Origin of the sequence: Wandonia haliotis (genome assembly GCF_039523435.1) — a bacterium.
Lineage (GTDB): Bacteria > Bacteroidota > Bacteroidia > Flavobacteriales_D > Crocinitomicaceae > Wandonia > Wandonia haliotis.
Map to the genome: position 1 here is coordinate 519,457 of NZ_BAAAFH010000022.1, position 13,321 is coordinate 532,777.

The following is a 13,321-nucleotide window of genomic DNA, read 5'->3' on the forward strand; positions in this document are numbered from 1 at the left end:
AAAATTATGAATGCAATAACTCTTTTGGATGAACTAAGCACGATCACCAAAGATAACCTAAGACAGGTTCAGTCTTTGAAAAAACTAAGTTTAGACGAATTGAATTTCAAGCCGGATACTGAAAGCTGGAGTGTTCTTGAATGCATAGAACACCTTAATCGTTATGGTAACTTTTATATTCCCGAAATCAGGAAAAGGATAGCTCAATCTAATTATAAAACTTCCCCCGTATTCAAACACGGTTGGTTAGGAAACTATTTTGTTCAGAGTATGCTTCCCAAGGAAAAATTGAACAAAATGAAAACATTTAAATCCATGAATCCTAACAATAGTAAGCTTGATAGCGCAATTCTGGATACATTCATCCTCCAACAGGAAGCACTATTAGATCTTTTGAATCAGGCTAGAAATACTGATTTGACCCGGGTTAAAACAGCAATTTCAATAACCCGATGGATAAAGTTAAAATTAGGAGATACCTTCCGTGTGGTTATTTATCATAACCTTCGTCATATCATACAGGCTAGAAATGTGTTAGAACGCATCCCTCAAAATCAGTCAGTAGTAAATAGTGCGAATTGCTCATAAATACATTTAGTAATCGTATTTTTGGAAAACGAGCCATAGTGAATTGATTCAAAAAATAGAAGGGAAAATGGAAAATACAGTTTTCGAATACGACATTGTCATTAAGGAATTTCATTTAGACACGTTTGGACACGTAAATAACGCAACCTATCTTCAAATCTATGAGGAAGCCCGTTGGCAATTTATCACCGAAAGAGGATATGGACTCAAAAAAATAAAAAAAACGGGATTGGGTCCTGTTATTCTTGAAATAAAGATTCGATTTATAAAAGAATTACGGCTTCGCGAAAAAATAACCATTCACTCACAAACGGGAGATTACGGTTCGAAAGTTGGATCCATTAAACAGTGGATTACAGATAGTGAGGGGAATATCTGTTCAGATGTTGAAATGAAAGTAGGGTTGTTTGATACACGGGAAAGAAAGCTGGTTGAACCTACGGAAGACTGGTTGAATGCTATACGGTAGTTCTTATACAGAAACAATCCCCAAACCCAACGTAGTGTTGAGTTGCTCGACATGAGCAGAAAAATAGTTGTAGATCCGAAATATGGCATGTACCTTTGTAAGATAGAGGTATCGTAAAGCAATACCTCCCTTGGACAACATTTTCCTGATAGCTAAACTGAAAGTAACAGATCAGGAAAAATATCGTTCGAAGACAACTATTTTTTAATCTAATCTTTTGAGTATGTATCATCCCAGATTATATGGTGAATTTTACGAGATGGGGCTAAGATATGGGAAACTCCTGTTCGAGAAGGCCGGCTTCACTATCCCTGAAATATCGGAACAAAAAAAGAAATTCGGTTTAGAATCTTTCAATGAGTTGAAAACCTATTATCCCGAAGCGGTAGAAGAGATAGAAGGATTTTCGCATGGAATTAAGGATACTCCAGAAAATCTCGGTGCCTTTCTGTTAAGCCTTGGCATTTTTGAAACAACCGGACAGTGTAGTGTATTTGGCTATACAAATAAAGATTCAGTAATCATCGGGCGCAATTATGATATGCTGTTTGCGTTTAAGAAGTTTACGGAAAGTAGTCTCATTGCCCCCAAAGATAAATTTGCTTACATCAGCCAGTCTGATGTGTTTATTGGTCGGTCAGACGGAATTAATGAAAAAGGGCTTTCCATTGCTATGTCATTTGTGAATGGGACTGAAATACAACCCGGAATTAGCTTTCACTTTATTATTAAAAAAGTTCTGGAAAATTGTAGCTCTGTTGAACAAGCTGTGAAAATGATCCTGGAAACCAATGTATCGTCAGCCAATAACTTCCTTATTGCTGATAAGACAGGGAAACTTGTTGTTGTTGAGTCTGCTCCACAAAAGAGTGTTGTCAGGTATCCTGATATACATCATCCTTTTCTATTTATCACAAACCAGTTTCATACAGAAGAAATGAGTCTTTTTGACAAAGGAGGTGTAGCATGGAGTAAGAGTAGTGAACGATACCAAAGTATACAACAACAACTGAAGTCTACCCCCAAAATGGATTTACACCGGGCTAAAGAGATTCTCTCGGATCCCTGTGTTTGTCTGAATTTGAAGAAAGAAAAATTTGGTACAATCTGGTCTGTTGTTGCGAATCTGAATACCTTAGAAATAGAGCGAGCGGAAACACATCCAAAGACCAGCAACTACAAACCGGAAACAAGATTAGACTGGTGGTTAAATAAAAAGACGAAATAGAATATCGGAAATGGACGCGATAATAAGACCGGTAAAAACGGAAGATGAATCTGAAATTTTCAGATTGTATAAAAAAGTGGCAAAAACTCCGGGAGGAATTGCACGATTCGAACATGAAATCACAGAAGAGTACATCAAAAACAATCTTGAAAAATCATTGAATAATGGCGTTTCATTTGTAGTCGAAGATCCTTCTAAGCACTTTTTAATTGCTGAAATACACGCTTCCCGGCCTTTCCCTGAAGTATTTCACCATATACTTTCCGACCTGACAATTGTCGTTGATCCTGACTTTCAAGGAGAGGGAATCGGAAAGAAACTCTTTACGTCTTTTCTGGAGCACATTGAAAATCAAAAACAGGATATACTGCGTGTTGAGCTAATAGCACGAGAAAGTAATACGAAAGCAATTCATTTCTACGAAAAGTTGGGGTTTAATATAGAAGGACGTTTCGAAAACCGGATTTATACGGGTGAAGATAATTTTGAAGCCGACATACCAATGGCCTGGTTTAACACAAACTATCGGTTATCTTAGGAGAGTTGACTATATCTTATCTTTTAACGGTAAAATCGTTTTCACAGTGAAATTTAAAAGTAAAAAAGATTCTTTATTCAGTAGTAGTATTCTGGGGATATGTACTTTCATTATAGGACTGGCAACAGCAAGTCTCATATCCGGAGAAAAAGATAAAACAGACATAGGCGTGTTTATTTTCATACTGGTCATTGCAGGATTATTACTCTGGCTCAATTATGGTACGTATTACGAAGTATCTAAAACTGCCTTGCGCTATGTTTGTGGACCTATCAGGGGAAGCATAGAACTGGATCGTATTCGGGAAATTCATAAAGGAACGACAGTATAGGTCGGTTTTCGGCCTGCGACAGCCAGAAAGGGTTTACTTATTAAGTATGATGCATACGAAGAAATTTATATCAGCCCAGAAGACAATGATGCGTTTATCAAGTATGTTACTTTCTTGAAAGAAGACATTCTTGTAACAAAATAATCTAATTTTGGAGCAATTCATTCAGTCATGGTTAAACAAATTACTTTCATTCTACTTTTATTATCCTCTTACTATAGCTTTTCACAACTTTCGGATAAGGATGAAACTTTACTTAGAAGAGAATTATCCTTGCTTATTAATACATTACGTACAGACTTGGGTAAAGTCCCCCTTCAACTCAATGACACCTTACAAAAAGCAGCTGAAAACCATAGTGACTATATGGTTAAAAACAATATTCTCAGTCATACCCAAAGACGATCAAAATATGCTACTCCAAAAGATCGTGTAAGTGCATTCAGTGGAGATAATTTTGAAGTGGTAGGTGAAAATATTCTCTACTCCAGTCCTCAAACATTTCCTCTTAACAAAAATAAAATTAAAGCACTGGCTAACGAAATGTTCAAAAGCTGGAAGAACTCTCCGGGACACTATGCTAATATGATAAACACCGAATACACCCATGGAGATTTTGGTTTCACAGTCGATGTAAAAAAACAAATCGTATATGCTACACATGTATTAGGTAAGAAAGGATATACTGTCCCCGATCAACTATCTGCCAATGCCTTTGGAATTAAAAAAGCGCCTGAGGATTGTGATAAAGAATTTGAGTCGTACTCTAACCTCATCATGAACCTGGGAAATTGTCTTTCTATTGAGGGGGATGAGGTTATCCTGTATTATCACAACAAAGAGCAATTCAAAAAAATATTTCCTAATGAAAACGACGGAATTGCAATTGATCTTATTTCCCAAAATCAGGTTGCATGTGGAAGTCCTAATACTCTTGATGCGAACCCCATTTATGACGGAATACTTCTTCGCCCCTATTATTCTGACCAACTGCTAAGCAACAACAGAGCTAAAGGAGACCATCGCCTTATCACAAAAGTCGGCGATATCCCTGCCGGTCTTCAAACATACGAACTTAGTCCCTCATTAGTACTCATAAAGGATGGAAAAGCCTGTAAATATGCAGTTCCGGTAAAAATCAATAGAGATAGTTACCCCTTGCAATGGATTGAACCTTTTAGTAATGATGTACCTTCCACTCAATTATTACAAGAAGGTATTGTTCGTTCAGAAGTTGTACCTTATCATTTTACAACCAATAAAACTTATTCCTCGAACCATCCTGATCTTCCGGAACATACTGAAAGCATTCATTCGATAAAAATCAATACATACAGTTCAGTTGAAGGAGACACTCCTCATAATGAAAAGCTACATACCTCAAGAGCTGATTATATTCAAAAACACCTGAATACGCATCTTAAAATCCCTTCTGATGCCCTCACTATTGAAACACGAGAAAACTGGGAGGAAATGAATTTCCAACTCAACTATTTTGAAAGGGATGATTTGGCTCTACTCACCAAAGACTCTCTGAAATCCTTCCTGAAAACCCGTGATAATACCCTCCCCTGGGATTCTCTTTTCTTCAGTCAGCGGAAATCGGTAGCTGTGATTAATTATCTGGGAAGTTTCTCTGACTACACTGCACTGGGTACGATCGGAGAACTGAATCTCAGAACTGCAGTAGCGTCAGAAAATGTATTACTTGCAAACAAGGCGTTGTACCACATGTACAATTCGATGGAATACAATCCCGCAATTCTCTTTGAAGATCCGATTCAGGAATTTATCATCAGGCATCCCGCAACGGTAACGAATTACGCAGCCCTGTTATCTTACAATTACGATTTTGACCCTCCGGCTGTAACACGATTTATACATCGTTGGATAGGACGAAGTGAAGAATTGGATGATCAGGCCCGTTCCAATCTCCTTCACTTACACTCCCTCATTAGTATGCACTTAATTGATAATTGGGACATCTCTGCAAAACGTCTCGCTAATGTTATTCACCCTAAAAAAATTGAAGCATTTATCCCGGATAAAATACAAGATGATCTTATTTTAAATCTACACCTGGCTTTTATTCAATATTTTAGTCAAATTAATGATCAGGTCAATATTTCCAAATCATTTTATTTCATCTCCGATTATTTTAAACTTCGTTCCATATCTCCCGAAGACGATGTACGTTTGGCTTTGTTTTTTAACAACTGGAGTATGTACAAGATGGCTATTGACCACTTAACTCCTCGTTTCAAAAACAACACACTTTCTACCGATGGCTTATTCATTTTGGCTGAGAATCTTTTTCTTTCAAATGCTACTGCTATCGAAAATGAACTGCTTGTCGATGTGAATAGTAAAGCTCTTTCCGCAGATAAAGAAAGATGGTGTGAGTGGCTTTTCAATGATTTTCAGATACAACGCAACTCTAAAATAAAACAGTTATATTGCGAATCCTGTGAATGATTTAAAATTAACCCCATGAAAAATACTCTACTTTCACTTCTTCTAGTTACTCTTTTCTTCACATCCTGTAATCAGTCTTCAAACACTGAGCTTATTACTGTTTTAAAAAACAACAGGAAAGAATATACCACTGCTAATCATACCTTTTCAGGTGGGCATCATTATTTTCGTCTGAAAAATTTTGATTGGCACGCCGTGACAGATACTATCAGTCGTTTTCATAGTCTTGTTCTTCAAGACGAAAAAATTATTGATGAACTTAATACAGATATTTCGACCTGGCTACAGGACTCTGTTTTCATTGGTTTTTCCAAGTCGATAAAAGGTACTTTTCTCCTTGACACAACTAATTTACTTTTACAGGATGATTCGCTTGAATTTCTGGTTCAGCCACCTGCTATTCATGGACGAGCAATTGAAAATAAAATAATCTGGTTGCCTCACGCCAATCACATTGCAGAAATTGACAATCAGAAGATCTACTATACAATTGTTCCTGTTAATGGGACAAAAATCTCATCTGAAGGTAAATACAGAATAGTAACAACAGGCGATTACAAACCGGATTACTTACAAAACCACAATAACACTATAGCTTCGGAACTTCAGTATTTCTGCGATACCTATCTTACTGATTGGTATATTTTGATCAGCTCCGATGATTTTTTTGATGATAACCTCGCTTTGAAAATCACAGATACAACCTACTTTTACTACAAGGAATTATCTACTCATAAATAATTCGGATTATTGGTGGAAGTATGCATTCAATGCTTCAGAAAACTCTTTTTCTTTATTTGTATTTATAAAATAAACATACGAGAATTTTTGTTTTGGGTCTATTTCAAATCGCGCGGTAAATCCGTCTCCGTTATTACCGGTATGATAAAAAACAGGATCTAATTCGGAATCCTTTCTGAAAATCCCCTGACAAACAGACAATCCGGGTTTTACTTCTTTCTGAACAACTTTCAATTCATTGAATAATTCACTTTGGGATATAAACAAAATAAATTTTATGTAATCTCTTGCGTTTGTTCGTAAACCATAAGCAGGATGTGCTTCGTCAGCAACAATTCTATCTTGTGGTTCACCTTGTATATAGCCCGTGGCAATATGTTTTTCCAGATACTCATTCTCAGCAAAAAACGAAGTCTTCATTCCCAATGGTTTTAACAATCGCTGATAGAAGACTTCCGCTAACTCCATATTCATCACCTTTTCCACTACCTGTCCCAAATACTCGTATCCTTCTCCCGAATAGATATACGCTTCTCCGGGATTAGCCTGTAATGACAAACTGTCTTTGCGCCAATTCGGTAGACCCGAAGTATGAGAAAGAATCATTCGGGCGGTTATTTTTTTATACCTCGGGTCATTTTCCAAATCCTTATTCGGAAGATAGGTATACAAAGGCTGATCCAGATCAATGAACGATTCTTCTGCCAATTGATGCACCAATACGGCAAAAAACGGTTTTGTCAGCGATGCTGCTTCAAACAATGTCTCTTCCTTACACCTCCCGTCTTCCGCATCATTTTTCTTCCCCATAGCACGTAAATAGACCAACTCACCCCTACTTGCTACTGCAATGGAAAGAGCCGGTACATCTAACGAATCCATCACTCCCTGCAAGAAAGAAGTAAACTCTTCAGCAGACACCGAATCCTTTTGAACGTCTGCAAATTTCGGAATCATACGTTCCTGACTAACACCAAAAAAGGAATAGAGAATAAATAAACCTATGAAAACATACCTCATACTACATGTATTATCCCCACAAAATAGTCTGTTTTTTTGGTTTTGACCTTCAAAATCAAAATCTATCCAGTTAAAACCCTCCCTACGAATCATTCTGACAACGAATTAAACCGTATTTTCGTAGCCTTCAAATCCATTCCTATGAACAACGATACAAATCCTTTCATTGAAATATACCGTAAACTAAGTGATTTTGAAGTAATCAGAGTCCTCGAATTCCCTTCTGATTATGATCCGCTTGCCGTGGAAGCTGCACAGACCGAGTTCGAATCCAGAAATATAGGCGAAAATGAGGTGCTATCCCTAAAAAAACAAATTAACGAAGAGCAAATCAAACTGCTAAAATCAAGAACTCCTGATTCTGATTTTACCATGGAAGAAATAGCTTCTTGCGCCAGAAGTCTAATCAATATTACTGACCCAACCCCACTGAGAATTATCAACTTCCTTACCCTTTACGCATTCTATTACTATTTTGACTACTTAATCGCTGTAACAGGAACTTTCGACCAATCTATAGCTTTCTTTCCCTGGGACTATACCCTTTTCCTAAGTGCCAGTCTGTTACTACCTCCTATTATTCTTTATCTCGTTATGCAACGCAAAAAATGGGGTTGGATAGGATGGAGTTTTGGCTTGTGGCTTACTTTTTTCACTTACGTTCTCAACCTAATACATTTACTTCAATTCTGGTATAACAATCCTGAACTTTTTCAAACAACGGACGACTTAGGTTTGAATGGACTTTTAAGTCTGTCTATTAACGATCTTAAAGAGAATCTACGAACTGATTTTATAGAGCTAATAATTACACTCTTACTCCTCATCATTTTTTCTTCTCAAAAAATTTTACACTATTTTTCTATAAGCAAGCGAGCTGTATACTATACCTGTTTTAGTGCTGTAATCGCTTTAGCTATTTTCATGTTATCCGTCTTTTTTATCTGATTTTTTCGTGTAAACCAGAATATGTATCTTGTGACTGATGCATCAACTGATACAACATATCGAGCAATATATAAAGCTGGAAGAATTCGAAAAAAACAGTATTTATAATCTGGTCAACAAGTCCAGTTTTAAGCGAAATGAAACTTTTTTTACAGAAGGAAAAATATCTCGTGAGATCTACTTTGTAGCCAAAGGGTGTGTCAGGCTTTATTATCTCAATGAAGGGAATGATAAAACAGCTTTTTTCTATACGGAAGGTCAGTTTATCTGTGCAGGAGAGAGTTTCACTTACTCAGTTCCTGCCAAGGAAAATTACCAGGCAATTGAAGATTCTGAATTATATATCCTGATTAAAGACCATATCGATCGATTAATGGAAATTTCTCCCCGGCTTGAAGTTCTTGCACGAATCGCTACTGAAAATGAACTCATTGTATGTCAGAATATCATTGCTTCTTTCGTGACAAAATCAGCAGAAGAACGGTATCTTGAGCTCTTAGAGAAAAATGGAGAACTCTTTCATCGTGTCCCGCAACAATACATCGCCTCTTTTCTGGGGATATCTCCGGAAACTCTGAGCAGAATAAAAAGAAGAGTTCTCAAAAAAAGAGGTTCTTGACGATCGTCAAGAGAGATGCTTGTCAACCTCTTTACCTTTGAAAGAAAAAGTGATGAAAAAACCAAATGTCTTACTAGCCGGAGCAACCGGGTATCTGGGAAGTTATATTCTCAAAGAACTTTTGACAAATGAATATCCTACCAGAATCATTGTTCGGCACAAAAACAAAATACCCGAATTGACTCCTGCTCCTGAAATCATTGAAGCAGAAGTTACCCATCCTGATACCCTCTCCAATGCATTTTCCGGAATCGATGTTGTTATTAGTACCATCGGAATTACACGGCAAAAAGATGGGCTTACCTATATGGATGTTGATTACAAGGCCAATGTTAACCTTGTAAATAAAGCATTGGAACATGGCGTTAAAAAATTCATTTATGTCTCCGTCCTGAATGGGACTAAAATACGGGATTTGAAAATAGGAGAGGCAAAAGAAAAATTTGTTGATTACCTCACTGCGTCAGGGCTGGACTTTTGTATCATCCGTCCGAATGGCTTTTTTTCGGATATGCGGGACTTCCTGAAAATGGCGAAACGTGGAAAAGTGTACCTTTTTGGAGATGGAAAACTAAAGTTAAATCCTATTCATGGAGAAGATCTTGCGAAAGTATGTGTCTCATCCATACATTTACCTGATCGAGAAATCAACATCGGGGGACCGGATCTTCTTTCGCAAAATGAAATCGCAGAATTAGCTTTAGCTGCCTATTCGAAACCAGTAAAAATAATTCACCTCCCGGATTGGATCCGAAAATTGACACTTTGGACAGCCAGAACTTTTACAGGTTCCTCAACCTATGGTCCGATTGAATTTTTTCTAACAACGATGGTAATGGACATGGAAGCTCCTTGCTTCGGGACTCATAAACTGGAAGACTTCTTCAGGGAAGAAGCCCGAAAGCAATCCTGATAGCTCCCCGTAAAACCCTGTGATTCTGAAAAACAGGTATTTTTCCCCTTTACCCACCGGTCTTCTTTTCATAACTTGCTGAAAATCTTAACACTCATATACTATGAAAAAGAAAACCTTCCTCCTGATTTTTGCAGGGTTTACAACTTCACTTTTCCTTACCAGCTGTACTACTGAAGAAACACAGGAAACAGAGATTATTGTCGAAAACAACTACCTCAGTACAACAAGTAGCCCGGATTCATTATGTCTGACTGATCCTTCATGGTTTCCTCACTCTCAAACCCCGGAACCCAATGAAGGAAATACAAGTCCTTTTGCTAATTCCAGTACTACCAACGCTATTTTTCACCAATGGTCCTGGCAAAAGTTTTTATGGCTCACAAAACCTGACACTAACGGGACACCTTTATTCCTGAATCCATCCAAAGTGCACCAGATTTCTTCTAAAATGGATCTTATAACTGTTCCGCAAGGAGCCACTGTTGTCTTACAGGACACACAACAAGCCGGGTCTAAACAAGCTGTATTAACCACTAATCCGGATTATAATAAATCTCAAAAAAGTGAGACTGTTTATTACTCCATCCACATGAATCCAATCATGTACAAACATGCTATTAAGTTTGCGAAAGAAATTATCAATAAAATTATTCCGGATTCTAATTCAGTTATGTTCCCGGTGGGATCTTTTGAGTTAAAAGTTTCCTGGGTACCCGTTGATGCCATTCCTGAAGACAAACAAGCGGATTATTTCACTACAACAGCTCACCTTTCTACCGATAATGGTAAAACTTTCCAAAATACAACCGTCGCTCTAATAGGAATGCACGTTGTCGGGGTCGTAGAAAATCACCCTGAATTTATCTGGGCAACTTTTGAGCATGATGATCTTGCACCAAACTATGACTGGAAAGCAAACTCTGCAAGTTCCGCTTCCAATCAGCTATTATTCAAAAAAGGAAGTGTTCAGGGAATCGGAGGGATTCTTTATGATACAGCGACTAAACATGGAACACCGCCTTACCAGGTTTTCGACTTATTTGAATATGGTGTCCCCAGAGATCCTTCAGGTAGTTTTATGGTCACATCTCAGGATGAGCCTGAAAATTTTACAAATATTCAAGGAATTAACTCTTGTGTAAAACAAAATCTGAACGATGTTTGGTCTCATTATTTTTACAACGGATCAATCTGGTTAAACATGGACGGTACTACTCCTGAAAGACAAGCCTATATTATTGATAGTTTGGGTTATAACATCAGTAATGCAGGAAAAGGAAGTTATGCCAGAGGAAGTTTAAATTGCGCTAATGTGACGATGGAAACTTTCACTCAAACCTTTAAAAAATCAATTGGTGATATCAACGCAAGTAATCTTGCCAACTGTTTTTCCTGTCACAGCTCTCCTACATTTCAGTCAGGAAGTAATGCAACATCACCGCTGTACCTAAGTCATGTATTTCAGGACTATTTATCTTCTCAACGTGGACGTAAACTTGAAGAAATCGAACGTATCAAGTTGAAAAATGAGCAAAGAGTTACTGAATATCTACAAAGCAAGTAAAATCTAATATCAGGAATAGTAATCCCTTACCTATACGACCACACCCACGAAGAGGAATGTTAGCGAATTAACATTCCTCTTCTCTTTTTTATAAAAGCCAATTTTCCTGTTACTAATCGCTTTATTTTTGTACATTGATCAGCTGTTAAAATTAGTCGCTTAAATAATACATCCATGGAGAAACTGATCAATCTGCTGATTTTTATACATGCATTTTTAGGTGGCGTCTCTTTACTTTCAGGGCTTATAGCTCTTTCCTCCCGAAAAGGGAAAAAACTACATAAAGTAGCCGGACTCTTTTTTTTCTATTCGATGCTTGGCTCAGGGATTCTTGCTATTATCGTTGCCAGCCTTCCTAGCCACGAAAGTCCTTTTTTAATTGCGATTGGAGTTTTCAGTCTTTATTTTGTCATTACCGGATTCCGAGCTTCCCGATTCAAAAGGAAAAATGTATCACTCCTGTTTGACAAACTGATCTCATTCGTCATGCTGGTAACTGCAGTTTTAATGATTGCTATTCCTTTGATTTTTTTTCGGCAGATTAATATCGTCCTGACTACTTTTGCAGGAGTAGGGTTCTTTTTTGCTTTACGAGACTTGAAGTTATACCGAAATCCAGAACAACTTCGGGAAAAGTGGATCAAATTACATCTTGGAAAAATGATTGGCGGTTATATTTCTGCCGCAACAGCATTTGTAGTAGTAAACAGCTTTTTCTCCGGATTTATAGGGTGGTTTATCCCCGGGATAATTGGCACATTTGTAATTATATATTGGTTACACAAAGTAGAGAAAGAACCGGTGTATACGCCTGAAACGATTTCAAAAGATTAGTTAGCTCAACTTGTCAGAAAGAATTCGCATTTCAATTACGGGAGAAATTTTCTGATAAATAATATTGTAAACAGCTTCCACAATCGGCATTTCCACCTGGAATTTTTTATTGATCTCTATAATCGATTTTGTAGCATAATAGCCTTCTGCGATCATATCCATCTCCATTTGGGCAGTCTTTACAGAATATCCTTTACCGATCATAAATCCGAAACTTCTGTTTCGGGAGAATTTCGAATAGGCCGTAACTAATAAATCCCCCAGATAAGCTGATGATTTTACATCCCTGTGGATCGGACTGACCTCATCTATAAAGTTTTCGATTTCCTGAATTGCATTTGCTATTAGAACAGCCTGAAAGTTGTCTCCATACCCCAAACCGGAACAAATTCCCGAAGCAATTGAATATACATTTTTCAATACCGCCGAAAGTTCAGTACCAAATAAATCGTCAGAAGTTGTTGTCTTGATATAACGACACGCCATGATCTCAGCCAGTTCTTCTGCAATCGAATCGGACTGACAGGCAATAGTCAGGTAGGAAAGACGTTCCAGAGCAACCTCCTCCGCGTGACATGGCCCACTAATTATTCCGATCTTCTCATAAGGCGTACCAAATGTCTTATGTATAAAACGGGCGGGGATAGCATTGTATTCAGGAATAATTCCTTTCACTGCTGAAAAGACAATCTTGTCATCAAACAGATGTTCTGGAATATCTTTAAACAACTCAACAAGAAAAGCAGAAGGTGTAGCAATAATAACAATCTCCGCCTGTTCAATAATTTGAATCAAATCTGTTGAAATTTCAACTTTTTCAAGATCAAACTCAACGGATTGCAAATAGTTCAGATTGTGTCTGTATTTTAACAAGTGACCTACGGCGGCTTCATTTCTCATATACCAAAATACCTTTGGTAGATTGTTACAAAGAATCTTTACCAAAGCAGTAGCCCAGCTACCTCCACCTATTACTGCTATTTTTCTATCCACGACTTATTAATATACCCGACAAAATTAGCATTATTTATGAATGAGTAAAGCGTTCAA

Annotated in this window: 14 protein-coding genes and 1 pseudogene; 13 read left to right on the forward strand and 2 right to left on the reverse strand. The window is 37.4% G+C overall.

Annotation, left to right across the window (positions count from 1 at the left end):
• Positions 1-6: 6 nt before the first annotated feature.
• The 8 genes and pseudogenes from ABDZ97_RS14985 to ABDZ97_RS15015 all read left to right on the forward strand — a co-directional run bounded on the left by ABDZ97_RS14985 (position 7) and on the right by ABDZ97_RS15015 (position 6,370).
• Complete coding sequence (locus tag ABDZ97_RS14985; RefSeq protein ID WP_343789512.1) at positions 7-588, forward strand: DinB family protein; 582 nt, start codon at positions 7-9, stop codon at positions 586-588.
• Positions 589-655: 67 nt separating this feature from the next.
• Entirely contained in the window at positions 656-1,057 is a 402-nt protein-coding gene (locus ABDZ97_RS14990; RefSeq protein WP_343789515.1) for an acyl-CoA thioesterase, read from the forward strand.
• 223 nt (positions 1,058-1,280) lie between these two features.
• Positions 1,281-2,285 carry a C45 family autoproteolytic acyltransferase/hydrolase gene (locus ABDZ97_RS14995; protein WP_343789518.1) on the forward strand — a complete coding sequence of 335 codons (1,005 nt, stop codon included), beginning with the start codon at positions 1,281-1,283 and terminating at the stop codon, positions 2,283-2,285.
• 10 nt (positions 2,286-2,295) lie between these two features.
• A complete protein-coding gene (locus tag ABDZ97_RS15000; RefSeq protein ID WP_343789521.1) occupies positions 2,296-2,823 on the forward strand; it encodes a GNAT family N-acetyltransferase in 528 nt (175 codons plus the stop codon).
• 46 nt (positions 2,824-2,869) lie between these two features.
• Complete coding sequence (locus tag ABDZ97_RS17690) at positions 2,870-3,154, forward strand: PH domain-containing protein (RefSeq protein WP_425542668.1); 285 nt, start codon at positions 2,870-2,872, stop codon at positions 3,152-3,154.
• Positions 3,155-3,172: 18 nt separating this feature from the next.
• Positions 3,173-3,298, forward strand: a pseudogene (locus ABDZ97_RS17695) (PH domain-containing protein); the annotation flags it as partial.
• Between the two features lie 27 nt (positions 3,299-3,325).
• A complete protein-coding gene (locus ABDZ97_RS15010) occupies positions 3,326-5,629 on the forward strand; it encodes a CAP domain-containing protein (protein WP_343789524.1) in 2,304 nt (767 codons plus the stop codon).
• 15 nt (positions 5,630-5,644) lie between these two features.
• Positions 5,645-6,370 carry a hypothetical protein gene (locus tag ABDZ97_RS15015; RefSeq protein ID WP_343789527.1) on the forward strand — a complete coding sequence of 242 codons (726 nt, stop codon included), beginning with the start codon at positions 5,645-5,647 and terminating at the stop codon, positions 6,368-6,370.
• Between the two features lie 6 nt (positions 6,371-6,376).
• Here the strand turns inward: ABDZ97_RS15015 and ABDZ97_RS15020 are convergent, their stop codons facing one another.
• Positions 6,377-7,390, reverse strand: a complete 1,014-nt coding sequence (locus tag ABDZ97_RS15020) for a serine hydrolase domain-containing protein (protein WP_343789530.1) — start codon at positions 7,388-7,390, stop codon at positions 6,377-6,379.
• Positions 7,391-7,531: 141 nt separating this feature from the next.
• On the opposite strand from ABDZ97_RS15020, the gene ABDZ97_RS15025 reads away from it, so the two are divergent.
• The 5 genes from ABDZ97_RS15025 (at position 7,532) to ABDZ97_RS15045 (ending at position 12,271) form a co-directional block, all read left to right on the forward strand.
• On the forward strand, positions 7,532-8,338 hold the full coding sequence (locus tag ABDZ97_RS15025; RefSeq protein ID WP_343789533.1) for a hypothetical protein: 807 nt from the start codon (positions 7,532-7,534) through the stop codon (positions 8,336-8,338).
• Positions 8,339-8,375: 37 nt separating this feature from the next.
• On the forward strand, positions 8,376-8,957 hold the full coding sequence (locus ABDZ97_RS15030; protein WP_343789536.1) for a Crp/Fnr family transcriptional regulator: 582 nt from the start codon (positions 8,376-8,378) through the stop codon (positions 8,955-8,957).
• A 52-nt stretch (positions 8,958-9,009) separates the two neighbouring features.
• Positions 9,010-9,870: an SDR family oxidoreductase gene (locus ABDZ97_RS15035; protein ID WP_343789539.1), complete on the forward strand. Its 861-nt coding sequence runs from the start codon at positions 9,010-9,012 to the stop codon at positions 9,868-9,870.
• Positions 9,871-9,973: 103 nt separating this feature from the next.
• Entirely contained in the window at positions 9,974-11,437 is a 1,464-nt protein-coding gene (locus tag ABDZ97_RS15040) for a hypothetical protein (protein ID WP_343789542.1), read from the forward strand.
• 174 nt (positions 11,438-11,611) lie between these two features.
• The gene (locus tag ABDZ97_RS15045) at positions 11,612-12,271 is read left to right on the forward strand and encodes a DUF2306 domain-containing protein (protein ID WP_343789545.1); all 660 of its coding nucleotides are present in this window, start codon (positions 11,612-11,614) and stop codon (positions 12,269-12,271) included.
• Here ABDZ97_RS15045 and ABDZ97_RS15050 read toward each other — a convergent pair whose 3' ends face one another.
• Positions 12,272-13,264: an NAD(P)H-dependent glycerol-3-phosphate dehydrogenase gene (locus tag ABDZ97_RS15050; RefSeq protein WP_343789548.1), complete on the reverse strand. Its 993-nt coding sequence runs from the start codon at positions 13,262-13,264 to the stop codon at positions 12,272-12,274.
• Between the last annotated feature and the right edge of the window lie 57 nt (positions 13,265-13,321).